At 70.2% G+C, this 24,818-nt stretch carries 18 protein-coding genes; 12 read left to right on the top strand and 6 right to left on the bottom strand.

Annotation, left to right across the window (positions count from 1 at the left end):
• Positions 1 to 80: 80 nt before the first annotated feature.
• Positions 81 to 1,622, top strand: a complete 1,542-nt coding sequence (locus tag OHA64_RS17685) for a von Willebrand factor type A domain-containing protein (protein WP_405614053.1) — start codon at positions 81 to 83, stop codon at positions 1,620 to 1,622.
• Here the strand turns inward: OHA64_RS17685 and OHA64_RS17680 are convergent.
• The 3 genes from OHA64_RS17680 to OHA64_RS17670 all read right to left on the bottom strand — a co-directional run bounded on the left by OHA64_RS17680 (position 1,613) and on the right by OHA64_RS17670 (position 4,075).
• Positions 1,613 to 2,224: a chorismate mutase gene (locus OHA64_RS17680; protein ID WP_405614051.1), complete on the bottom strand. Its 612-nt coding sequence runs from the start codon at positions 2,222 to 2,224 to the stop codon at positions 1,613 to 1,615. The two genes, OHA64_RS17685 and OHA64_RS17680, sit on opposite strands and share 10 nt — an antisense overlap.
• A 110-nt stretch (positions 2,225 to 2,334) precedes the next feature.
• Positions 2,335 to 3,672 carry a hypothetical protein gene (locus tag OHA64_RS17675; protein ID WP_405614049.1) on the bottom strand — a complete coding sequence of 446 codons (1,338 nt, stop codon included), beginning with the start codon at positions 3,670 to 3,672 and terminating at the stop codon, positions 2,335 to 2,337.
• Between the two features lie 52 nt (positions 3,673 to 3,724).
• Positions 3,725 to 4,075, bottom strand: a complete 351-nt coding sequence (locus OHA64_RS17670) for a hypothetical protein (protein ID WP_405614047.1) — start codon at positions 4,073 to 4,075, stop codon at positions 3,725 to 3,727.
• A gap of 194 nt (positions 4,076 to 4,269) precedes the next feature.
• Here OHA64_RS17670 and OHA64_RS17665 point away from each other — a divergent pair, with 194 nt between their 5' ends.
• Positions 4,270 to 6,069, top strand: a complete 1,800-nt coding sequence (locus OHA64_RS17665) for a fatty acyl-AMP ligase (protein ID WP_405614045.1) — start codon at positions 4,270 to 4,272, stop codon at positions 6,067 to 6,069.
• Positions 6,070 to 6,176: 107 nt separating this feature from the next.
• Entirely contained in the window at positions 6,177 to 12,839 is a 6,663-nt protein-coding gene (locus tag OHA64_RS17660; protein ID WP_405614043.1) for an SDR family NAD(P)-dependent oxidoreductase, read from the top strand.
• A gap of 56 nt (positions 12,840 to 12,895) precedes the next feature.
• Here the strand turns inward: OHA64_RS17660 and ccrA are convergent, their stop codons facing one another.
• Positions 12,896 to 14,236 (bottom strand): crotonyl-CoA carboxylase/reductase, encoded by a 1,341-nt coding sequence (ccrA, locus tag OHA64_RS17655; RefSeq protein ID WP_405614041.1) that lies wholly within the window; start codon positions 14,234 to 14,236, stop codon positions 12,896 to 12,898.
• Between the two features lie 250 nt (positions 14,237 to 14,486).
• Between ccrA and OHA64_RS17650 the strand changes: the two genes are divergently transcribed.
• The 9 genes from OHA64_RS17650 to OHA64_RS17610 all read left to right on the top strand — a co-directional run bounded on the left by OHA64_RS17650 (position 14,487) and on the right by OHA64_RS17610 (position 22,215).
• Complete coding sequence (locus tag OHA64_RS17650; RefSeq protein WP_405614039.1) at positions 14,487 to 15,500, top strand: alpha/beta hydrolase; 1,014 nt, start codon at positions 14,487 to 14,489, stop codon at positions 15,498 to 15,500.
• Positions 15,501 to 15,591: 91 nt separating this feature from the next.
• Positions 15,592 to 16,833 (top strand): glycosyltransferase, encoded by a 1,242-nt coding sequence (locus OHA64_RS17645; protein ID WP_405614037.1) that lies wholly within the window; start codon positions 15,592 to 15,594, stop codon positions 16,831 to 16,833.
• A gap of 273 nt (positions 16,834 to 17,106) precedes the next feature.
• Entirely contained in the window at positions 17,107 to 17,391 is a 285-nt protein-coding gene (locus tag OHA64_RS17640) for a hypothetical protein (protein ID WP_405614035.1), read from the top strand.
• A 190-nt stretch (positions 17,392 to 17,581) separates the two neighbouring features.
• Positions 17,582 to 17,860 carry a DUF6207 family protein gene (locus OHA64_RS17635; protein WP_405614033.1) on the top strand — a complete coding sequence of 93 codons (279 nt, stop codon included), beginning with the start codon at positions 17,582 to 17,584 and terminating at the stop codon, positions 17,858 to 17,860.
• Positions 17,861 to 18,397: 537 nt separating this feature from the next.
• Positions 18,398 to 18,673 carry a hypothetical protein gene (locus tag OHA64_RS17630; RefSeq protein WP_405614031.1) on the top strand — a complete coding sequence of 92 codons (276 nt, stop codon included), beginning with the start codon at positions 18,398 to 18,400 and terminating at the stop codon, positions 18,671 to 18,673.
• Between the two features lie 419 nt (positions 18,674 to 19,092).
• A complete protein-coding gene (locus tag OHA64_RS17625; RefSeq protein ID WP_405614029.1) occupies positions 19,093 to 19,368 on the top strand; it encodes a hypothetical protein in 276 nt (91 codons plus the stop codon).
• Positions 19,369 to 20,129: 761 nt separating this feature from the next.
• On the top strand, positions 20,130 to 20,399 hold the full coding sequence (locus tag OHA64_RS17620) for a hypothetical protein (protein ID WP_405614027.1): 270 nt from the start codon (positions 20,130 to 20,132) through the stop codon (positions 20,397 to 20,399).
• A gap of 231 nt (positions 20,400 to 20,630) precedes the next feature.
• The gene (locus OHA64_RS17615) at positions 20,631 to 20,879 is read left to right on the top strand and encodes a hypothetical protein (protein ID WP_405614026.1); all 249 of its coding nucleotides are present in this window, start codon (positions 20,631 to 20,633) and stop codon (positions 20,877 to 20,879) included.
• Between the two features lie 781 nt (positions 20,880 to 21,660).
• Positions 21,661 to 22,215, top strand: a complete 555-nt coding sequence (locus OHA64_RS17610; protein WP_405614024.1) for a hypothetical protein — start codon at positions 21,661 to 21,663, stop codon at positions 22,213 to 22,215.
• Positions 22,216 to 22,286: 71 nt separating this feature from the next.
• On the opposite strand, the gene OHA64_RS17605 is transcribed toward OHA64_RS17610, so the two are convergent.
• Positions 22,287 to 23,552: an NAD(P)-binding domain-containing protein gene (locus OHA64_RS17605; protein WP_405614022.1), complete on the bottom strand. Its 1,266-nt coding sequence runs from the start codon at positions 23,550 to 23,552 to the stop codon at positions 22,287 to 22,289.
• On the bottom strand, positions 23,552 to 24,811 hold the full coding sequence (locus tag OHA64_RS17600) for an ATP-grasp domain-containing protein (RefSeq protein WP_405614020.1): 1,260 nt from the start codon (positions 24,809 to 24,811) through the stop codon (positions 23,552 to 23,554). The genes OHA64_RS17605 and OHA64_RS17600 overlap by 1 nt, the downstream gene beginning before the upstream one ends.
• Positions 24,812 to 24,818 lie beyond the last annotated feature (7 nt).

Raw genomic sequence — 24,818 nt, 5'->3', positions numbered from 1 at the left:
ACGCCCCGTAGCGCACGTTCCGGCCCGCTGGCCCGTCACAGTCACAGACACGGCGTCAACTGGCCAAGGGGGCACGGACCATGGAGCGGTACCGAATACGACGGCTGCGCGCCGCCCTGCTCGCGTTCACCGCGACGGGCGGCCTGCTTCTCACGGGATGCGGTGCGAACGACACCGCGGACCACAGCAGCGCGGACCGCGCGAACGGGGCGACCGGCTTCCCGGCTCCCGCCCCCAGCCGCGGCACCGGCGAACAGAACAGCCCGGACGACGAGTCCCGCGAGGCCGCCCCGTCCCCCGACTACCTCTCCACCTTCGCCCTCGACGTCGACACCGCCTCCTACGGCTACGCCCGCCGCACCCTCGCCGACGGGCGGCGGCCCGACCCCTCGACTGTCCGCCCCGAGGAATTCGTCAACAGCTTCCGCCAGGACTACGAACGCCCCGACGGCAACGGCTTCACGGTGACCGTCGACGGCGCCCGCACCGAAGAGGAGGACTGGTCCCTGGTCCGCGTCGGCCTCGCCACCCGCGCCGCCGAACGGACCGGCGAACGCCCGCCCGCCGCCCTCACCTTCGTCATCGACATCTCCGGCTCCATGGCCGAACCGGGCCGCCTCGACCTCGCCCAGGAGTCCCTGGGCGTGATGACGGACCGACTGCGCGACGACGACTCGGTCGCCCTGGTCACCTTCAGCGACACGGCCGAGACCGTGCTGCCGATGACCCGGCTCGGCGGCAACCGGGGCGAGATCCACGACGCGATCGACGGCCTGGAACCGACGTACTCCACCAACCTCGGCGCGGGTGTGGACACCGGCTACGCCACCGCCGTCGACGGCCTGCGCGAAGGCGCCACCAACCGGGTCGTGCTGGTCTCCGACGCGCTCGCCAACGACGGGGACACCGACCCCGACTCCATCCTGGAACGCATCGACGGAGCCCGCCGCGAACACGGCATCACCCTCTTCGGCGTCGGCGTCGGCAGCGACTACGGCGACGCCCTGATGGAACGCCTCGCCGACAAGGGCGACGGCCACACGGTGTACGTGTCCGGCGCGGACGACGCCGAGAAGGTCTTCTGCGAACAGCTCCCGACGAACATCGACCTCACAGCCCGCGACGCCAAGGCCCAGGTCGCCTTCGACCCCCAGACGGTCGCCGAGTTCCGGCTCGTCGGCTACGACAACCGCCGCGTCGCCGACGACGACTTCCGCGACGACCGCGTCGACGGCGGCGAGGTCGGCCCCGGCCACACGGTCACCGCCCTCTACGCCGTCCGCACCAAGCCCGGCACCGACGGTCACCTCGCCACCGCCACGGTCCGCTGGCAGGACCCCGAGACCCGCACCCCGCACGAGGAGAGCGGCCAACTGGAGTCCGGTTCGCTCGCCGACTCCCTGCGCGGCGCGAGCCCCCGCTTCCAGGTCACGGCGACCGCCGCGTACTTCGCCGACTCCCTGCGCGGGCGCGACTACCACGGGACCGCACTGCCGGGCGCCCCGACCCTCGGCGAACTGGCCGACCGTGCCGACGACTTGGCGGACACCACCGAGGACCGGGCGGTACGCGGGCTCGCCGACACCATCCGCCGAGCCCGGCACCTCGACCCTCAGGACTGAGCGCACACCGACGGCAACGCCCGCCCGAGCCCCTTCAGATGCAGGAGGTCCAGCTGATGGCCGTAGGCGGACCGTACGGCGGCGAGGGACAGACGGGGCGCGCACGACGGCCCTGCCCGCAGCGCCTCCGTGTCCTTCAGCGCGGTCAGCAGAGCCGTGGTGATGCGGTCCAGGGCGGGCCGGACCTCCTTGGTCAGGTCCGGCCGTTCGGTGGGACGTTCCTCGGGACGCGCGTCCCAGCGTGCGTACAGCCCGCGCTGCACCAGCTTGTTCGCCTCGATCTGGTCACGGAAGACCGCGCTCACCGCGTCCGGGTCCAGCCCGAGTCCGACCGCCCGGGCGGCCACGTCGTCCAGGATCTGCTGCTCGCGCACCGGATCGTCGATCGGCTTGTCGGTGCCGTACTTGGCGGCGGCCACCTTGTCGGCCAACAGCAGCCGCTCGGCGAACAGCTCGGTCAGCGGCGCGAGTCCGGGTGCGCCGACCGCCGCCCGTACGGGAGCGGGGGCGGGCACGGCGGCGGCCGGGGCGGCACCGGTGAGGGCGACGGCCGCCGTGGCACACACGGCGACGAGGACGGAGCGAAGGCGTTGGGGGCGCACGGGGTTTCCTTCCGTGGGTGGTCGGTCGGCGCCGGGGTGTGAGCCCGCGCCGGGCAGCAACGTACCGGTGTGCCCGCAGGCCGCCCGCTCCGGGCCAGGCCCGCGCGAACTCACCCGCCGCGCAACGCCCGTTCGGCCCGTACGGGGTCGTTCGGGAAGCGGAACTCCGTGCGCTCCCAGGCCCCGGCCACGTTCCGCAGGAAGCGTCCCGGCGTGAGCGGATCCCGGGTCGCGGCGCGCAGTTCGGCGAGGGCCCCGCAGTGCAGGGCGCGCCGGGCCGCGTCGATCAGCGCCGGGTCGGTCCCGGGCGGCGGATCGGTGGCAAGCCCGTGGTCGGCGGCGAGCCAGGCGGCCGGCAGCCACTTGTCGTGCGCCACCCGCCCGCCCTCGATCCGCTCGGAGTGCGCGGCCGGCGGATAGGCGAGCCCGATCGGGTCGAGCGCGGTCCCGTTCAGCGGCACGACGGACCCGTTGAGCCCGAGCACCACATAACTGGCCGTGACCGACGGCGAGTTGGCGGCGGTACGCGTGCCTTTGCCGAACAGCAGCGTTGGCGCCCCCGACCGCACGGCCTCCCGCACCTCCCGCAGATACCCCAGGTGGTACGGCGCCCCGGCGAAGCCGTGGTGCACCGGATGCGGGTCGGCGTTGTGCCGCACGTACACCCCGCGCTCGTCGGCGATCCCGGCCGGCCCGACATGCCCCGCGTAGGGCACCCGCAGCCACCCCGCGCACACCACCGCCCACACCCCGACGCCGACGGCGGCGCACATGCCCGCGCGTGACACCGGGACCACGAACACCGGCAGCACCAGCAGCAGCAACCCCGGCAGCAGCATCCGCCCGTGCATGAAGTCACCGCCGACCCTCACGACGTACGCCCAGCACAACAGCCCGGCGACGACGGGCGCGAGCACCGGCATGAGCGACGCCCCGTCCCCCTTCGGGCCGCGCCCCACGCGTCTCCCGTATCCGCCGCGCCCGAGAGGCACCGCGGCGATCACCAACAGCGCGGGCACCCACAGCAGATAGGGAAACGCGAGATCCCCGAAGTAGCCGAGGCCCCGACCCCACAGGCTCCGCGAGGCCTCCTTCGTCACGGCGGGCAGGGGCACCAGATGCCCGTAGTAGCCCGCCCGGAACACCTCGTACGCGCCCGGCAGCACCCCCGCCGCTCCCGCACCCGCGAGCACGCCCCGCCACGAGGGCCGCACGAGCAGCCACTGGGCACCCAGGAAGACGACCGACACCAGCCCGAGGTCGGGCCGCACCAGCGGACCGAGACCGATGAGCGCCGAGGTCGCGACGGACCTGGGCAGGGCGACCAGGGCCAGCCACGCCCCCGCGATCCAGCAGGTGGCAAGCCCCGTCTCCAGCCCCGAGGTGGCGAAGTCCCACACGGGCGGCAGCCCCAACAGCACGAACGCCCCAAGGGGGCGGCCGCCCACCCGCCGTACAGCCGCAGCGCGCCGAGCCCCGCGAGCGCGAACCCGGCGCCGGTCAGCACCAGCCCCCGTACACCGCGGCCGACGCCGGATCGGCCCCCACCGCCCCGGCCACCACCAGCAGCCACTGCCACAGCGTCCCGGTGGACGACTCCACCCGCTCGCCCGGGTTGAACACGGGCCCGTTGCCCGCCAGTACCTGCCGCACGGTCCGTACGTAGATGAAGGCGTCGTCGGACATCCACCGCCGCCGGAACCCGGCGAACGCCACGAGGACCGCGGGCAGCGACCACACCGCGACCCGCAGCACCCGGCCCACCACGGGCACGGCGCCCGGCGTGACCACCGGGAGCGCGGGCGGGGGAGCGGAGGCCTTCGGATGGGCTGGTGAGTGCGTCGACGTCATGATCGATTCATCGGCCCGGGGCAATCCGACCTTGACTGCGCGGATGCGAACGACGATATCCGGACAACGGACCCGGCGTGTCGATCTATCAACATTATGTGCTCATGTTTCGCTGACTCCGAATAGGGCGAATAGGGGCCTCTAAGACATTTCTGGAACGAACGGAAGCACCCCAATGAAGGCACGGTGATCCAATGTCGTCAGCCATGGGCGACACGCTCAGCCGCCATTTGGCCCTCTCCGCCCGCCAGGCGCCCGATGAAACGGCGTTCACCTTCGTGGACTTCGACGCCGACAGGGACGGGACTTCCGCCGAGCTGACGTGGAACGAGCTGGACACACGGGTACGGGCGGTGGCTGCGGGACTTCGCCGGGCGGGTGCGGTGGGCGAGCGGGTGGCCGTCGTCGCACCGCAGGGCCTCGACTACGTGGTCGCGTTCCTGGGTTCCCTGTGCGCGGGGGCGATTGCCGTGCCGCTCTTCCCGCCCGACCTGCCCGGCCACGGCGAGAAACTGGCGGCCGTGCTGGCCGATGCGGCACCTTCCCTCGTCATTTCCGCCCCCGAGCAACGGGAAGCGGTGGCCGAATTCTGCACCGGCCACGGAATTACTTCCCTGGTGCGCGTCGAGAGCGTCGAGGGCCTTGTGCGGAATTCCGGAACGGCGGCCACCGCGGATACGGCGGCTCGGACGGCCCCGGAACCGCAGCCCGAGGACTGCGCCTACCTCCAGTACACGTCCGGATCGACGAGGATGCCGTCCGGGGTGGAGATCACCCATGCCAACGTCTGCGTCAACGCGCGGCAGGCGCTGGAGGCGTATGGCGTGAGCAGTGGGCGCGGTGGGCGCCACTGCGTGGTGAGCTGGCTTCCGCTGTACCACGACATGGGTCTGATGCTGGGTGTGGTCATGCCGCTCGTGGGCCGCACGCGGTCCGTCCTCATGGAGCCGTTGGCTTTCGTCAAGCAACCGGTCCGATGGCTCCGCCTGCTCACGCACCATGAGGGGGCCTTCACCGCCGCACCGAACTTCGCCTACGACTACTGCGTCCAGCGAGTACCACCCGAGGACCGGACGGGCCTGTCCCTCGGGTCGGTCGCCGTGATGATCAACGGCAGCGAGCCCGTCAGCCCGCGGACACTCGAGCGGTTCCACGAGGCCTTCGCGCCGTGTGGCATCCGCAGAACCACCATGCGCCCCTCCTACGGCCTCGCGGAAGCCACCGTGTTCGTCGCGGCCTCGCCCGCCGGGGAGGAACCGGCCGTCACCCCCTTCGACCGGGACCTGCTGGCGCAGGGCATCGCGCGCGTCGCCGAACCGGCTGACGGCGGTTCCGTCACCGACCTGGTCGCCTGCGGCCGGCCGACCGATCAGGAGGCCGCCATCGTCGATCCGGCCACCGGCCGCCGGCAGGAGGACGGGACGGTCGGGGAGATCTGGCTGCGGGGTCCGAACATCGGACGCGGCTACTGGGGCCGCCCGTCGGACGGGGAGCGCTTCGGCGCCGTCATGGAGAGCGAAGATCCGGCCGATCGGGCACAGGGTTGGCTGCGCACGGGCGACCTGGGGATGTGGCACGACAAGCAGCTCTACGTCACCGGCCGGATCAAGGACCTGGTGATCGTCGACGGCGTCAACCACTATCCGCACGACATCGAACTCACCGTGGACAACGCACACCCCGCCGTCCGACGCCACCACACGGCCGCGTTCGCCGTGCCCACCGACGAGGGCGAACGGCTTGTCGTCGTCGCCGAGCACCCCTCCGCCGTCACCGACCCGCACACGCGTCTCGACGAGGTGACCCGAGCCGTACGCCGAGCCGTCTCGGTCACGCACGGCATCGCCGTCCACGACTTCGTCTACGCCCCACCCGGCGCCGTACCCCGCACGACCAGCGGCAAAGTGGCCCGCAGCGCCTGCCGTGCGCGCTACCTCGACGGCACGTGGAGGGCTACGAAGGACGCGGCACGGAAGGGATCTGGCGCGGCATGAGCACCGCACACGGAGGGGAAGCGGATCCCCGGCCCACGAGCACGGAGCACGCACCTCCACCAGGGGCCCCGGGTACCGAGGCGCCGACGGCGGCCGAGATTCGCTCCATGGTGCGCCAACTGGTCGCAGACCTGTGCGGCGTACCCGGCGACGAACTCGACGGCGAACGTCCCCTGACCGAGTACGGACTGACCTCGCGTGACGCGGTCGGTCTCAGTGGACGGCTGGAACAGCTGCTCGACAGGACACTGCCCGCCACCTTGGTGTGGGAGAACCCCAGCATCGAGCAACTGGTCCGCAGCCTGGCACCGGGAAACCCGCGCGAACGGAGCACCCGCACCCCGGACAGGGGCACGGACCGCACCGGCGCCGGCGCCGGCGCCGACGCGGTCGCGGTGGTCGGTGTCGGATGCCGTCTCCCCGGCGGCATCAACGGGCCCGACGCCCTCTGGGAGGCACTGCTCGCCGGTACGGACGCGGTGGGTCGGGTCCCGCACGAACGCTGGCAGTTGTTCGACGACGGGACGCCGCAGACCGCGGAAGTGCTGGCACGTACCACGCGCTGGGGCGCCTTCCTGGATGACATCGAGGGCTTCGACGCGGACTTCTTCGGGATCACGCCCGGCGAAGCCGACGTCATGGACCCTCAGCAAAGACTCCTTCTCGAAGTGGGATGCGAGGCCCTCGATCACGCGGGGATTCCGCTCGTGGCCCTCCAAGGCACCGCGACCGGCGTGTTCGTCGGTCTCAGCGCGCTCGAGTACGGACATCTGACCACCGCGGACCTGCCGGCGGTCACGCCGTGGACGAGCAGCGGGGCGGCGGGCAGCATCGCCGCGAACCGCGTGTCCTACCTGCTCGACCTCCGCGGCCCCAGCATGACGATCGACACCGCCTGCTCCTCGTCCCTGGTCGCCGTGCACCAGGCGTGCCGCAGTCTCCGCGACGGTGAATGCGACACCGCGCTGGCCGCCGGGGTCAACGTGCTGCTCTCGCCGGCCATCACCGCCAACTTCGACCAGGTCGGCGCGTTGGCACCGGACGGCAGGTGCAAGCCGTTCGACGCGAGGGCCGACGGCATCGTGCGCGGGGAGGGATGCGGCGTCGTCGTCCTCAAACGGCTCACCGACGCGCAGCGCGACGGCGACAGGATCCTGGCCGTCGTCCGCGGAACGGCGGTCAACTCGGACGGCCGCTCGGCCGGCCTCACGGCACCCAACCCGATCGCCCAGGAGGCACTGCTGCGCAGCGCCCTGCGTGACGCGGGCACGGACGCGGCGGACATCGGCTATGTCGAGGCCCACGGCACCGGAACGCTGCTGGGCGACCCCATCGAGGCGGGAGCCCTGGGCGCCGTCCTCGGCCGTGGCCGCCCGGCCGACCGACCGCTGCTGATCGGCTCGGTCAAGAGCAACCTGGGGCACCTGGAGGGCGCGGCGGGAATCGTCGGGCTGATCAAGACGGTGATCTCGCTCCACCACGCGGAGCTGCCCGCCAGCCTCCACTTCCACAGCGCCAACCCGCACATCGACTTCACGGAGCTGGGCCTGCGCGTCGTCGCCGAGCCGACCCCCTGGCCGACCGAACACGGGCGCCCCGCCCTGGCGGGTGTGTCGGCCTTCGGTTTCGGGGGCACCAACGCCCACGCCATCCTGGAGCGGGCGCCCCAGCCCGCCCCGTCGCCCGCCGAGGCGCCCCGGCACGGTCATCGGTGCGGCAACGGCACGCGGGAGCAGACCGCCGAGGGTGTCCCGCACATCCTGATGGTCACGGCACGCTCACAGGACCGGATCGGCGACGCAGCCACCGGTCTAGCCCGTTGGCTGCACGCGCAGGGCGGTGCTCTCTCGCTCGCCGACGTCTGCCACACGCTGGCACACCAACGCCGCGGCCCGGCAAGCGCCGCCGTCGTCGGCCGAGGGCCGCACGACCTCACCGCGGCACTCGGAGCGCTCGCCAAGGGCGAATCCCCGACGTGCGTCGTGCCCCCACGGACGGAACCGGCCTCCGACGCGGACCAGAAGACCCCGCGCCGACCCGTTCTCGTCTTCTCCGGTTACGGCTCCCAGTGGAACGGGATGGGCCGCAGGCTGCTGCGCGAGGATCCCGTCTTCGCCGCTTCCGTGGGCGAACTGGACCCCGTCTTCGAGGCGGAGACGGGCGTCTGTCTGACGGACCTGCTCTGCCGCACGGACCAGGGCACCAGCGTCGACCGAACCCAGCCGCTCCTCTTCGGCCTGCAACTCGCCCTGGCCAACACCTTGCGCGCCTACGGGGTCGAACCCGCCGCCGTCATCGGGCACTCGATGGGAGAAGTGACCGCGGCCGTGGTCACCGGCGCTCTCGACACCCGCGACGGCCTACGAGTGATCCTCACGCGGTCCACCCGGCTCGCGACCATCGACCAGGAGCAGGCCGGCGCCATGGCCGCCGTGGAGCTGCCGGAGGAAGCCCGTGCGAAGGTCTTCGGCCGCTGTCCGGAGGTCAGCATCGCGGTGTACGCCTCGCCGCAACGGTGCACCGTCACCGGCCCCACCGAACCGATCGCCCGTATCGTCGAGGAAGTCGAGGCGCAGGGGCGACTCGCCCGCCTCCTCCCCGTCAGTGGCGCCGGACATTCACCGGCGGTCGATCCCGTCCTTCCGGCGCTGCGCGACGCCCTCGACGGCATCAGCCCACACGTCGCGACCATCCCCTGGTACGGGACGGTCCTCGACGACCCGCGCGCCGACGTCCACGCGGACGCGGACTACTGGGCCGCCAACGCCCGCCGCCCCGTTCGCTTCCAGCAGGCGGTGGCCGCCGCCGCGGCCGACGGCCACGATCTCTTCCTGGAGATCTCGCCGCACCCCATCGCCGTCGTCCCGATCACCGAGACCCTCGACGAGACGGCACCGGGACGAGGCCGCGTGCTCGCGACGGGGCGTCGCGACAGTGACGAAAGCGTGCATCTGCGCACCGCGCTCGCGGAGCTCCACCTGGCCGGAGTGGAAGGCCTGGCCCCACAACTGTGGCCGGACGGCGAGCGGTTGACCGTGCCCAGCCCTCCCTGGCGTCATGTCCCGCACTGGTTCCGTCGCGGCAGCCGGCCGAGGCGGCCGTCCCCCGCGGGCGGCCACGTGCTGCTGGGAGCGCGGGTGGAGGATCCCGGCACGGACCGTGTCCTGTGGCACGGGGACATCGGCACCGACGGCTGGAACCAGCAGCCGGCCACGCTGCACGGCAGACCCGTTCTGTCGCTGCCGGCCTGCGCGGAACTCGTGATCGCCGCGGCGACCGCCACGAGTTCCACGGCCACCGAGGTGGTACGCATCGAGGACCTGGCGGTTCATCAGTGGCTGCCGATCTCCGCCAGGACGCCTGTCACGACCGTCTGGGAGCCGGAGGGGCGCGATCAGGCAACCGTCGGCATCCACTCACGATCCGCCTCCGGCGCCTGGCTGTGCCATGCCTCGGCCCGCGTTCTCACCAAACCCGACGCGTTGACGCGTCGGGACCCGGGAGGGGCCGCTCCCTTCGAGGTCGGCTTCCCCGTCCCCGCTGCCGAGGACCACGCACCGGATCATCGACACGGAAAGCTCCTTCACGCCGTTCTGCACGCACCGGCCCGTCGGGACCGTGCGGACGGCGAGCCGCCAAAGGCAGACCCCGCACCGCCCGCCACGGAAGACGTTCCGGTCGCCGTACGGTCCCTCCAGGTACGGCTGCGGGTTCCCGCCCATGCCGAATGCCGGGTCCAGTGCCTGCCGAGTACCGGCGAACCGGCCACCGGCCACGACGCCCACCGATCACCCCACGGCGGCATGTGGGACATCCACGCGGAGGACGCCGGGGGCCGGGAGCTGATGGTGGCTCACGAGACGCAGCTGAGGGCCGTAGAACGGGGGGAGGTCCCGCAGCCGCTCGATGAGACGACCTACGGGATCGAGTGGGACAAAGCCCCAGTCTCCATCCCCTCCCCACCGACCCACGTCCTCCTGGTCACGGACGAGCCCGACGGCACCAGGAACCCCTGTTCCGCTCCCCTCAGGTCGGCACTGCGGGAACAAGGCGTCGAGGTGGCGGTCGCGCACAGCCGGGACGCTTCCTTCGACGGCCTGCTGGACACCTGGCGCGAAGAGACACACGACGGGCGGGCCGCCCTGGTCATGCTTCTGACGGAGGATTCCGAACCGCCCGGAACGTGTCGAGGGCTGCACGCCGCCGCGGACGTCGCCCGCCGTCTGGCCGCGGACCCGCGGCCCCTGTCGGTTCCCCGACTGTGGCTCGTGACCGAGCGGGCCCAGTCAGTCGTACCCGGAGAGACCGGGAACCCCGATCTGGCAGCTCTTCGCGGGCTCGTGCGCGTACTGGCCCTGGAACATCCCTCTCTGCGCGCCACTCTGGTGGACGTCGACCCGCAACCCGGCCTCGTCGACGACCTGGTCCAGGAACTGCTCTCCGACGGCGAGGCCGACGAGGCCGCCTGGCGCGGAGGGACCCGCTTCGTTGCCCGACTGGCGGCCGCGGACTCGGATGACGCGTCCGCCAGAGTGCCCTTCGCACGTCCCGACGGCGCCTACATCGTGACGGGCGGACTGTCCGGCCTCGGCCTGGCGACCGCGCGACGGCTGGCCGAGCAGGGCGCGGGCCGCATCGTCGTGAACGGCCGCCGCACCCCGGGCCCCGAGACGCAGGCCGCCCTCACGGAACTCGGCGAGTTCGGCACCTCCGTCGCCGTGGTGCGGGGAGATGTCGCCCAGCCCGGTGTGGCCGCGCGTCTGGTCGAGGCGGCCGTGTCCGAAGGACATGCGCTGTGCGGGGTCGCGCACGCCGCGGCGGTGCTCCACGACCACGTCGTCACCGACCTGCAACCGACCGACATCCACGCCGTCTTCCGACCGAAGGTCACCGGCGCCCTCCAACTGGAGGCGGCCACCGCGGGACACGATCTCGACTGGTGGCTGGCGTACAGCTCCGCCGCCGCGCTCTTCGGCTCCCCCGGGCAGGCGGCCTACGCCGCGGCCAACGCCTGGCTGGACGCGCACGCCCACCGCCGCCGGGCCGTCGGCCTGCCGGCGACCGCCATCGCGTGGGGTCCCTGGGCCGAGGTGGGTGCGGCACCCCGTACTCCCGCCGTGAACTCCGCCCTCGCTCTCGAACCCATCGCCTCGGCCGAAGGACTGGACGCCCTCCAGGCACTCGTCACCCGGGGCAGAGCGCACACCGGCGTGGTCCATCTGGATGCCCGCCGGGTCCTGGAAGCCTTCCCCGGACTGGACACGGTCCCGTTCTTCGCGTGGGTTCTGCGAGGCGGCCATCTCCCCGATGACGAATGGGACGGCCCAGGAGGCATCGAGGCGCTCGGCGAAGCAGCCCCCGCCAAGGTCTACGAACGTCTCGTCAAGCGGACGGCCGCCGTCATGGGATGCGCAATCCAGGACCTGGACGAGACCACTCCTCTGACCGATCTCGGCCTCGACTCCCTCATGACCGTGCGGATCCAGAACGCCGCCAAGCAGGACTTCGCCGTGGCGCTGCCCGCTCCGCTCCTTCTGCGGGGTGCCAGTCTTCGGGCCCTCGGTGACGCGGTACTGCGCGAACTGGGTCTGGTGCGGGCTGACCCGGGTGACGCGACGGCGGACGAACAACCGAAGGACAGCGAGCGGGAGCGCGTCAGTGGCCGGTCGTCGATCTCGACACTGCCGACCAGGCCGGCCCCTCGCGATGCCGCGGAACGTGTGGTGGCCGGCGTCTGGAACGAGACCCTCGGGCGGCGGCCAGAGGACGTCAACGAGGACTTCGTCGCCGCGGGTGGTGACCGGCGCACCGCCCATGCTCTGGTGGAGGGCATCCGCCGACGCCTGGATGCCACTGCCCCGGGCCTCACCGCGGAGCAGGTTCTCGCCCACTCCAGCGTCGCCACCCTCGCGGACCTGATTCGGCCCGTGGTGAACGGAACAGGCGAGTCCGTCCTTCGTGTCCTGCGCGACGTCGAGCCCGGCGCCCACCGCCCCGCCCTGTTCACCTTCCACCCCGCGGGCGGGCCGACCTCGGTCTACCGGCCACTCGTCCACCTGCTTCCCCCCACACACAACGTGTACGGATTCGACCGCGTGGACACCCTGGGGACGTTGGAGGAGAAGGCCGCCCACTACCTCGGTCTCCTCCAGAAGCTCCAGCCACAGGGGCCGTACCACCTGCTGGGCTGGTCCTTCGGCGGCTGTCTCGCCTACGAGGTCGCCCGCCGGCTCCGCGAGACGGGCAGGGCCGTGGGCTTCCTCGGACTCATCGACACCATCCTCCCGGCGGCCCTCCCGGGGCTGGAGTCCAAGGAGATGCTGGTCGAACGGTTCGGCCGCTTCGCCGAGTACATCGAGAAGACGTACGGACGCCGACTCGACCTGTCCTACGAGGAACTGGCTGCCACGCCCGACGAGCAGCAGATCGACGTGGTCATGCGGCTCGTCGCCGAAGCCGGCCTCGACATGAGCCCCGGAATCATGGAGCACCAGCGAACGTCCTACGTCGACGCACGGGTGGGAGAGCGATACCGGCCCCAGCCGTATCCGGGCCACGTCGTGCTCTACCGCGCCCAGGAGTCCCAGGCGCTGACCACGGCTCTGGACCCGCGCTACGTGCGCAGCGAGGCCGACCTCGGATGGGCGCCGTTGTGCCCGTCGCTGGAGGTCGTACCCGTCCCGGGCGATCACCTGTCACTCATCGACCCGCCCCATGTCGAGGTCATCGCGCGCCACCTCACCAAAGCCCTGGAGGGGCACGGCGGCTGACACGCGCCGGCACCGGTCCCGCTCAGGTCGCCGGACCCGCCCGAGACCGGTCCGCGCTATGCGACCCGGGGCAGCTCACTCCGGAAGGCACGCAGACGGTCCTCGCCCACGCGCGCCCTGGCCTGCGGGTCCGTCACCCCCAGATCCGAGCGCGGCGCGAGACACAGAACACCCACCTTGCCGATGTGCTGGTTGGTCTGAACACTCCTGGCAGCCGCCGCGACCTCGTCCAGCGGGTACGTCTTCGACAGGGCAGGCAGCAGACGGCCCATGCTGAACAACCGGTTGACCTCCCACTGCTCATGCAGGTTGGCCCCGTGACTTCCGATGATCCTCTTGAGCCGCATCCACAGATAGCGGTTGTCGTAGGTGTGCTGGTACCCGGTACTGGAACCGCAGGTGACCACCGTGCCTCCGCGTCTGGCGAGAAAGACCGAGGCCCCGAATGTCTTCGCGCCGACGTGCTCGAAAACGATGTGCGGGTCCTCACCCACCGCGTCCCGCACGGCGGCGCCGAGCTTCTTCCACCCCTCCGGCCGCTCCAGCAGGGTGGCGTCACCACCGTCGATCTCCGAGCGGTTGATGACGGCCTCGCATCCGAGGGACCGCAACAGGTCGGCCTTGTGGCGGGAGTTCACGACCCCGACCGGAATGCCGCCACCGTTGCGTACGAGCTGAACCGCGTAGGATCCGAGCCCGCCGGTCGCCCCCCAGATCAGCACCACGTCCCCCTGCTTCATCTGGGCCCCGCGATCGCTGACCAGCATGCGATAGGCCGTGCCCGCGCACAGGGGATTGGCGGCTGACTCCTCCCAGGTGAGCAGTGCCGGCTTGGGCATCAGCTGGCTGGCCCGCGCGATCGCGTAGTGCGCCAGTCCGCCGAAGTTCGTCTCGAATCCCCACGCCTTCTGACCGTGGCCGAGCATGCCGTCCCGGTGTGTTTCGGGGTCCTGGTCGTCGACGTACGCCGTCGCCACCACGACGTGGTCTCCGACCTTCCACCTGCGCACGGACGACCCCGTTCGCACGATGACACCCGAGGCGTCCGACCCCACCACGTGGTAGGGGAGGTCATGCCGCCGCTCCCACCCCCCGGCCTTCCCCATCTGTCTGAGGAACTGAAAGGTCGGCAGCGGTTCGAACATCGCGGTCCACACGGTGTTGTAGTTGATGGAGCTCGCCATCACGGCGATCAGCACTTCGTCCGGAGCCAGTTCGGGCATCGGGACCTGGTCCACGGAGAGGGACTTCTGGACGTCCTTGTCGTCGGTGTCCTGGAACATCTTGATGTCAGCCAGACGGACCGTCGCCGCGGCGAACTGTTCGGGCAGGGGCAGCTTCTCGAGCGTGGCCCGGTCGGCACCCGCGATGACGGCTTCGGACATGGTCGTGCTCATGGAGTCTCCCAACGATTCCTGGGCCGCGTGCGGCTGCCCCTCAGTTCACTGGCCTGTCTCCTCCCGCCACCTCTACAAAGCAAGCCGCCTGCCTCGTCGCAGCGCAACCGCACAGTCCGCCGTCTGGCTGCACGACGGGCGGACCGATGACAGACCACGAACAGTGCTAAATCGGAATGAGTTGATCATATCTACATAAAATCGGCGTGTCGGCTGGGGATCAGACAGCCGATGTCGGCAAGGTCTGCACGTGAATGTCGATACTGCCCGGACGAACTGGGCACGCCTCACCGGCCGCTCACTCCTGGCCTGTCTCCTGCTCGTCACACCGCTGTACGGCACCGCGGCAGCCGCGGCCGGCAACGGCGTGCGGCAAGCGTCCCGGTCGGCCGACACCGGAGCCCGGATCACGGACGTCGACGAAATCGATGCCCGCACCGTGGACCTGACCGTCCGGTCACGGGCCATGAGAGCCTCGGTACCGGTCCGCGTCATCCTCCCCAAGAGCTGGAAGAGCGAGAGGGAGCGCAGGTTCCCCGTGCTCTACATGCTGCACGGAGGGGAGGACGACTACACCTCCTGGACGCGCGAGACGGACGTCGAGGCGCTGGCGGAGAACTCGGAAGTGCTTGTCGTGATGCCCGACGGCGGGATGCACGGCTACTACTCCGACTGGTACGCCGGCAGGCCCCGCTGGGAGACGTTCCACACCGTCGAACTCGTCCGGCTCATGGAGAGGAGATTCCGCGCGAACTCCTCCCGCGCCGTCGTCGGCCTGTCCATGGGAGGCTTCGGCGCGCTCAACTACGCGGCGCGTCACCCGGGAATGTACCGGTACGTGGCCTCCATGAGCTCGTACGTCGACCTCGACGACCCCACGGTGCGTTTCCTTCTGCATCTCGGCGCCGTCATGGACGGCGTCGACATCAATCGCGTCTGGGGAGACCCGAAGAGACACCCCGACATCTGGCAGGCCCACAACCCCGCCGCCAGGCCGGACGCCTTCGTCGGAACGAAGGTCCACCTGTCCTCGGGAGACGGAACGCCCGGACCACTGGACGAAGGGCATTCGCAGTCTGCGCTCCTGGTGGGCTCGATGGCCGAAGCGGCACTGCCGGCGTCGGTGACGAAATTCGCCGAATCGCTCCGCTCGGCAGGCGTCGACGTCTCGACGAACCTCTACGAACCCGGGACGCATTCCTGGCCCTACTGGCAGCGCGAACTGCACAGCATCTGGCCCGCGGTGACGGAGGAACTCTCGTAGCGGACCCGGCCTTCATCCGGGAGCGGAACGCGCTGCCCGCGGCACGGTCATCCCGTCGGCGACGACGCGTACGACCAGGATCGAGGGAGGTATGGGCCGAACAGTAGTGATCTTTGCCGCAGGATCGCGTGGGGACGTCCAGCCGTGCCTGGCGCTGGGCAGGGCACTGACCCGCCAGGGCCATTCCGTCCGCCTGCTCGCCAGTTCCCGCTACCAGCAACTGATCACCGGCGCGGGACTGCAGTTCCACTCTCTCCCGGCGGACCCCGGCGAGATCATCGAATCGCCCGAAGGACAGGAACTGCTGGCCGGCCGACGCAACCCGGTGGCCTTCATCCGCGGCATCAACCGGATCATGCGGCCACTGTTCTCCCGCCTGCTCGCCGAGACCCAGGCGGGCGCCGAGGGAGCCGATCTCGTCCTGGCACCCACGTTCGGTCTCCTCGGCGTCCACCTGAGCCAGTACCTGCGCATCCCGCACGCGATCATCCATTTCCAGCCCAGCCAGCCCACGGGAGTGTTCCCCCACCCGTTCACACCGGCCGCACGGTTCCTCGGACCCTTCGGAAACCGCCTCAGTTTCGACGCGGTCAACCTGGGAGCGTGGCTGGTGTGCCGCCAGTTCATCAACACCTGGCGCAGGGAGGGCCTCGGCCTTCCCGCTCTCTCCCCTCTCGGCCCGTACCGCCGAGTCCGTCAGGCCCCCGTGCTGTGCGCGTTCAGCCCCACCCTCGTACCCCGGCCGCCCGACTGGGGGCCCAACGTCCACGTGACCGGCTTCTGGCACCACGACCAACCACTGTGGAAACCGCCACCGCGCCTACTCGACTTCCTGGACGACGGGCCACCGCCCGTGTACGTGGGCTTCGGCAGCATGAAAACCAGCGACCCCAGGGCCACCGACCGCGTCGTGCGCGCCGCACTGCGGCGCGCGGGACTGCGCGGCGTCCTGGCCGGAGACCCGACCACGAGTGACGACGACATGCTCGTGGTCGGGGACACACCCCACAGTTGGCTGTTCCCCCGCATGGCTGCGGTGGTCCACCACGGCGGCGCGGGCACCACGGCCTCGGCACTGCGCTCTGGAGTGCCGTCCCTGGTCTGCCCGTTCTTCGGCGATCAGCCCTACTGGGCCGACCGGGTCCACAGCCTCGGAGTGGGCCCGAAGCCCTTGCCGTCCCGGCAGCTCACCGTCTCCGCTCTCGCCGACCGCCTGCGAGCCGTCACCGGGGACACCGGTCATGCCGAGGCGGCCCGTCGACTGGGCCGCGCGCTGACGACCGAGGACGGGGTCGGCCACGCCTGCCGGATCCTGAACCGGCTTGTCCCGTAACCGCGTTGCTCCCCATGGTGCCGCGTGCCCCTGTACGGCGGCTGACCTGCCGTGTCCCTCACGGGAGTGACGTCTGGACTGGGCAGCGTCCCGAACGGGCAGACACCGCCCGGAAGGTTGCTGCGGCAGTGGTTCGTTCCCCCACGGCGCTGTCGCAGCGGCCCTCCGGTCGCATCCGTGTGCGGTCCGGCCGGCCACCCCTGCCGGTGACATCCGCATCACCATGAACCGCGGGCACGTAGCCGACCGTTGGGGCGGATCGTTGAACTCGTCATGACGATGTGGGACGACGACGGGGCATCGGCGGACTTCGCCGGGCCGACGGGCGCGGACTGGCTGGACAGCGGCGACAGCGACTGCGGTTGTTGCCGCGTCAGCCCCGCTCCCGTCTCCACCGACGGAATACTTCTTGCCCGGAAGCCACCCGAGGGCCGCGGCGAGCGCTCAGCAGCCAGGTGCGAGCGCGTGCACGCGAGGATGGAGCGGGTGCGGATCGTCATGGTTCCCGTCGCGGTGATCACCGTATTGGCCGCACTGACGATGGTGGCAGTGGGCTGACCCAGCACCATCGACCTGCGTCGCGGCACGTGTTCGGAGTGTGGGCGGACGGGTGCCGGTCCGGCCACGGCCTCAAGGCCGGCTTGCACGGACGGCCGCAGCGGACGGTTCCCAGCCGTTGATGATCTCGATCGGGTGAAGGTGCCGGGCTGGGAGAACGATCACGTCGGGCGAAGACGTCATGGCCGACATGAAACCGATTCAGGACGTGCACATGGCGGAGCCGGGTCTGCTGGTCGTGGATGCCGCGGCCGCCGATGAGGAGACAGCGCTGGCCTTCCATCGGGCGGTCGCCCACCGGTGGGCGACCGCGGCCGTCGATGAGAAGGCCGCGGTCGCCTTTGAGCGGGCGGTCTCCGACCCGTGGGCGGCCCCGGCCGACGACCGGACGGCCCGGGTACCGAGCCAGTCCGGCGTATGGCTGCGCTTCTATCTGGATCTGCGTCAGGAACTCGGCACCAGAAGGTGATCGCGCCCCGCCCGGCCACCGGACACCCTGACCATGGGCCCGCTCATGGTCAGGGCGTGACGGCCGACGGGGACGGCGGACCAGGGAACGTCGTTGGGGCGAGGTCGGCCGCCACTCCGGCGGCCAACGTGCAGGGTTCGGGCGGCCGCGCCGGACGGATGACCGCCGGCCGAGCCCGCGGCATCGGCCCCGCCCCCGTCACCCCGCGCTTGACCACTCCGGCGACAGTGGGTCACGCCTTCGCCGCGCAGCCCGTGTTGACGGAGGTGCTCCACAGCCCTTTCCGTCTCCTCCGGCTCCCGGGAGAGCGCCAGCCCGATCCTCGTGCGCAGGCCACAACTGCCGCCCATACGGGTGCAGAGGCAGTGCCCGAGCAGCCGCCGGCTGCTGGAGTACGGTCGTCTCCTCCGGTCATCATAAAAGGTACATAGCTCTATAGGTGCCACTCAATCGGGTGTGTCGGGAATAGCGGGTTAAGAGAGGCCTGTGTTAGCGTCTGTGACGAGTTGGACACGGTCCGTAAGGAGGGTCGTGTGCGTGAAGGAATCGGAGACGTTGATGCACAAGTTCAAGAAGGTTGCGGCCGTGGCGGCCATGGTCGGCGGCCTCGGCCTCGTCGGCGGCGGGGTTGCCAGCGCCAACGGCGGCCACGACTACGACGACCCGTTCGGTTTCGCGGTCAACAACCTGCAGGTCGTGGACTGCGACCAGACCTTCGACGGTGGCCTCGCCTTCGCCCCCATCGGTTCGGTCACCGGCGACACGAACCAGAACATCGGCAACTTCTGCACGGTGATCGGGTCGGTCGACTGATTTCAGGACACCGTGTAGACCAGGTCTCACACTTCCAGTGCGGGACCTGGTCTTCTGTCCTTGCGGTGCCGGACGCCCCGTCACGGGAGCCGACAAGTCTGCAGGCGGTACGGCAGCCTGAGGGTGACTGTGTCCTGGGAGAGTTGAGCCCCCAGGGTGCGAACGGGAAGTGCCTCCGATCAGCGCGGACGAGGATCTCCGAGTTCCTCGTTCCAGTGCCTGTCGGAGGCATTTTGTTTGCTCCCCAAGAGTGTTGGCCCCTATCGGGGACGCCTTCATATGGTCGGCTACTCCTTGCCGTAAAAGGTACATAGGCCAATGTATTCCACCCAATCGGGTGTGTCGGGAATAACAGGTTAAGAGAGATACGTGCTAGCGTCCGTGCCGAGTTGGACACGGCCCGCGAGAGGGTCGTGTGTGTGAAGGAATCGGAGACGTTGATGCACAAGTTCAAGAAGGCTGCGGCCGTAGCGGCCATGGTCGGCGGTCTCGGCCTCGTCGGCGGCGGGATTGCCAGCGCCAACGCCGGTCACGACTACGACGACCCGTTCGATGGCGTCAACAACCTGCAGCCCGTGGAGTGCACGCAGGACTTCGACGGCGCCGGCCTCGCCGAAGTCGAGCTTCCTACGCTCACCGGTGACGTGAACCAGAACATCGGTAACTTCTGCACGGTGATCGGGTCGGTCGACTGATTTCAGGGCACCGCGAAGGCCAGGTCTCGCACTTCTCGTGCGAGGCCTGGCCTTCTGTCCGTGTGGCGCCGGACGCCCGTCATGGGGAACCGGCAGGCCGCCAGGCGGTACGGCAGCCTGAGGGTGACTGTGCCCTGGGAAAGCTGAGTTGAGCGTCCAGGGTGCGAACGGAGAGTGCCTACGATCAGCGCGGACGAGGACCTCGGAGATCGCCGCCCTCGTGCCGGTCGGAGGCCCTTTGTTTCAGGTCACTTGGCGGTACGGGGATTGGTGACGAGTGCGACCACTCGTCCGGCCGAACCGACTTCCCCCGTCACGTGACCTGGCCTGAAGGAACGAGGCCAACCTTCCGCTCACCAATAGCGCAGAGCTTCTCGGGTCCGACGCGGTGACCGCGCTTCCCGTACCACGTACGGCGAAGGCCGGGTGTGAGGGCCTCTCCTCACCAGGGACACCGTCGACCTGTAGGTGAATCAACTCTGCTGTAGCGGCGAGCGGTTGACTCGTCCGGGCCGACCCGGGCGGAAGGGTGCCACGTTGGCAGCAGCTCGTCGAGCCGGCCCGCGCCACGTCCCGGCTCCCAGGGCGGACGCCCGGAATGCACTTCCAAATGAGACTCAATCGAACTATGAAGCTTTCCTGAAAAGGTACATAGCTTAACTAGTAGTACTCAAACGGGCGTGTCGGGAATGGTGCAATAAGAGAGGCCTGTGTTAGCGTCTGTGACGAGTCGGGCACGGTCCGTAAGGAGGGTCGTGTGCGTGAGGGAATCGGAGACGTTGATGCACAAGTTCAAGAAGGCTGCGGCCGTAGCGGCCATGGTCGGCGGTCTCGGCCTTGTCGGCAGTGGGGTTGCCAGCGCCAACGGCGGCGGCGACTACGACGACCCGTTCGACGTCAACAACCTGCAGGTTGTCGACTGCCAGCAGGACTTCGACGGCGGCACTCTTTTCGTCCCCGTTGGTTCCGTCCTCGGTGACACGAACCAGAACATCGGAAACTTCTGCACGGTGATCGGGTCGGTCGGCTGATCTCGGGACGCCGTAGGCAGCCGGGTCTCGCGCCTCCAGTGTGGGACCCCGCTCCTTAGTCCTTGCCGCGTCTGACGCGCCTGATCATCTGTCGGCTCGGGGCCGCAGGGGAAAGGGCCGCTAATTCGCGGAGCAGGGGAAGTCGAGGAAGCAGGATCTGGACGTCCCCTTTGCTGTGCTGATCGAGGCCACGACGTTTTGTGGTGGCCGAGTCAATCTATGGAGATACGCGTGCGCAGGTTCAAGAAGGTCATGCTGATGACCGCCGCCATCGGTAGCATCGGTCTGACGGGTGCCGGGGCCGCCCAGGCTCACGACGCCGGCGGTGAGTCGCCCGATCCCGCTGTCGACAACGCGCAGTTGTTGCAGTGCGAGCAGGAATTCACCAACTCCGTGATCACGGTCAGCATTCCGGTCACCGTCCTGGGTGAAAGTGTCACGAATGTCGGCAACTTCTGCACGCAGGTCGCTCCACGCTAGTGATCGGTTGACTGTCCGGCGGCTGGTTCAGGGGCGAATCCTGCGTTGTGGTGCGGGCTTGGGTCCCTGAACGTCGGACGTGCGAGATGAACGGCCGGATCCTCCGTGCGTGCGCAGAGTCGATCCAATACCGCCAGCGGCCATCCTCCGGATGGCCGCTGAGTCTTTTCCTGGGGCAGGAAGTAACGCTTCCGGGGCGCTCCTCGTCCGCCCGATATGATCCGATCACCTCCATTCGTATCACCCGCGATACAGGACCATTCGGATTAATTTCAGGGGCTACTCGGCCGTAAGAGTGTCATCCGCTTGATCGGACGGGTTACTGCTGATGCAACATCGATTCCGTCCCTTCTGTTGAAGAGGAATGTGAGTCGAAAGCGCGCCTCGGAGGGAATGTGTGAGTGGTGTGATCATTTTTCCGCGTTGCCCGGAGACCGGGAAAGCATCATTCCGCACTGAATCCGAGGCCAGGACCTGGCTGATCAAGCAGCCGCTGCTGGCCAGGATCCCGGACCGTATCTACCGATGCTCTGACTGTCGGTACTGGCACTTCACCGGATCCCATCACCTGACCAGTCAGAAGATTAAATCCCAGCGGAACTACGGCAGGCGTGAAGCCGCATCCAGGCGCAACGGGAGGCGGAACAGGCACTGACTGCCGAGTCGGCACGTCATGCCTGGGCACAGTGTGCAACGGCCTGTTCCTCAAGGTTCCGGGCCGGCTTTTCCCACTTCTTTGATGAGAAAGACGACGAGATTGCGACAGAACCTGAGTAAGGGAATGGTCGTGACCGCCGCCGCGACGAGCATCCTGTCCCTGTACGTCACCCCGGTGTTCGCGGACTCGACCTCCGAGGGGCCCCCAGGGGGATCACTCGGCGTCCAGTCGGGCACGTCTGCTGCCCTCTACGACGACAGCGACAGCGGCAGCAGCAGCGCCAGCGACAGCGACAGCGGCTACGGGGATGACGACGGATCCGGCGATGACGACGGATCCGGCAATGACCAGGGATACGAAGACGACGGCGGCTATGGTGACGACTCGGACGAGCCAGGGGGCTACGGCGAGACACCGCCCGTAGAGCCCCCCACACTTCCGCCCACGCCGCGGACGTCACCGCCCCCCACCACGCCGCCAGTGAGGTCGACGCCACCGCCCACCCCGCGCCCCGTCCTGGTGGCGACGGCGCCACCTGTCGCACCCTCGACGCAGACGCTCACCCTCGCCGAGACCGGCCCCAGGGAGAATGCGTTGGCGGCGTCTGGTCTTGCGGCGCTACTGCTGACCAGCGGCACCATCCTTTATCGACGAGGCCGAGCCGGCTTCTCTCGATAGGGAGCCGTTTCGACAGTGCTCCGGTCGGGTGCCGGACGAGGCGAGTCCGGCACCCGGCACCACCCCCTTGGTCAGAGGGGCGTCGTCCACGGTGCTGCTGTGTGCCTCCGGCCCGCCGGTACCGGGGTCTTCCCGGCCGGTGGGGCGGTGCGCAGTCGGTGGCGTACCCCTCGTACGAGCGTCGCCGCCGTGAAGGTCGCGCCGTGGACGAACCGCATGGACGGGCCGAAGGCGGAAGCGGTCAGCAGGCCTGCCAGGAACAGCCCGGGGTGCGAGGACTCGAAGGCACGCCCCACTTCGGGGGAACCGTCGGCCGTCGTCGCCAGGCTCCCGCGCAGCTCGGCGGAGAGCAGCCCGAGCCGGTCCAGGGTCGCCCGGAACCCCGTGGCCGCGACCACGTGTTCGGTCTCCAGTGTGCGCAGGTCCCCAGTCCGGCTCACCGTCTCCAGCCGTACGCCGCCCGGCACCGTACGGGCCGCGGCGACCTCGCGGCCGAGCAGCATCTCCACCACCGGCTCGACCCGGTCCCGTACCCACCAGGCGCCCGCCGGCCCGAGGGCGGTGGCCGCGATGCCGACCCGGGTCGGCTCGGGCAGGCGGCGGAAGAGGTCCGGACACTCCGCATAGAACCAGTTGCGCCAACCGCAGCCGAGGCCACTGTGCGGGGTGCGAGCGGACTGCCACCAGGGACGCTGTCCGGGCGGCGGCACGTCGTTCCAGCGCAGCCGGTCCGCCCGCGCCAGCACCCGTACCCGCGTGCCCTGTTCGGCGAGGAGCGCCGCCGTCTCCAGGGCCGCCTGGCCGCCTCCGATCACCGTGACGTCCTTGCCGCGGAAGCGTGCGAGGTCACTGTGGCAACTGCTGTGCGTGACGAGTGAGGGGTGCAGGCCGCGCAAGGGTGACGGCACCTCCATGAAGGGCAGGACGCCGACCGCCAGCGCCACCGTCCGGGCGCGCAGCACCTCCCCGTCCTCGGTGACCGCTTCGAAGCCGACCGGGCCGGCCGCCACCCGGCTCACCATGCGCTCGTCCACCTCCGGCACCGCGTTGCGCGCGAACCACATGCCGTACGACGCGAACGTCTCCACGGGGATCGGCTCCGCGTGACGTGCCGTGAGCCCGCGGGTGGCGCAGTACGCGTCCAGGCGCCAACGACCGTCCGGATCCGCGAGGTTGGAGGCCCATGGCTCCGACTTCAGGAACATGCCGCGGGGCATGTGGTCCCGCCAGGACGCCATGGGCCGCCCGAGGACGCGCAGGTTCAGCCCGGCGGCCGCGGCGTGTGACGCGATGGACAGGCCGTACGGACCGGCGCCCACCACCAGCAAGTCGTACATCAGTGGCTTCTCGCGTTCTCTTCGTCGGGCAGGGACGGTGCGGCCGCCTGGCGGCCCACGCGGGTCGTGACGGGCGCCGCCGGAGCCGCTCGCAGCCGCTGTCGCAGTCGACGGGCCACATGACGGCACCACAGGGCCCACATCGCCCGGCCGGGAGCCGGGTCGTCCGGGGCGTGCCAGGCCAGTTCGCGTCCGTGGGGCGCCGGCCGCAGCGCAGCGAGCGGTGCGTAGTTCTCCACCACGTACGACCGCCCCACCATGGGCGCCGCCTCTGAGAGCTGCCGGTGTGTCAGGTCGAGGTGCAGGGCGCGTACGACGTCCAGTCCGGCGGTGTCGGAGAAGAGCCGGAACTGGGCACCGGGCCGCGGGTTGAAGTCGAGCAGGTGATAGCTGCCCGTCGTGCCGCAGCGGCGGAAGTCGAGGTCGAAGATTCCGCGGTAGCCCAGCTCACGGACGAGCCGCTCGGCGAGCGACCGCACCTGCGGGTTGTCCGTCCAGCGGCCGACCACGGTCAGGCCCGCCCCGCGCGGCCACGCCCGCTGCTTGCGGCCCGGCCCGCCCGCCCGCACCGCGCAGGCGCGGTCGGCGTATCCGTGGAAGAACCAGTCGTGGTCCCGGCCGGGCGGCAGATATGCCTGCAGCAGCAGCGGGCTGCCCGCCTCCTCGGTGCGCAGATACAGCTCCCGCGCCTGCTGCGCGGATTTCACCAGCACCGTGCTGTGCAGGCCGCTGCCCGCGGGCACCCGCCAGGGCCGGCTCCACTTCGCCACCATCGGCAGACCCAGCCGACGGGCGGCGTCGGCGGCCTGCGCCGGGCTGTCCGGGACCAGCGTCACCGGGTGCGGGATACCCACCGACGCGCATACGAGGGCCAGTTCAGCCTTGTCGGCGACGCGTTCGGGCAGTGCGCCGGGCGTGGCGGGCAGCAGATAGGAGGGGGCCAGTTCCTCGCGCATGCGGCACACGGCGACCGCGCTCGCGTCGTCCATCGGGACCAGGACAGCGGGACGCGCGACCCGCTCGGCCACCCGGCGCAGTGCGAGGGCGATCTCGCCGGGCGATGCGCCGGGGGGCGGCGGGGGATGCATTTCGCGTACGAAGCGCGATCTGGTCACGGGACTTCCCGTGGAATCGGCGACCACATGCACCTCCACCCCGGCTCTGCCGAGCGAGCGCACGGCACCAAGCGTTCCGTGGTGAAAGGGATTGCGGTCGATCCGCAGCAGAACGGCGGGAACGCGGGTGTCGAGCAGGGGCACGGGCTTC

The organism is Streptomyces sp. NBC_00076 (assembly GCF_045041235.1).
Taxonomy (GTDB): Bacteria; Actinomycetota; Actinomycetes; order Streptomycetales; family Streptomycetaceae; genus Streptomyces.
Note: the sequence above shows the minus strand (reverse complement) of the source record. Positions and strands in the feature narration are given on the sequence as shown.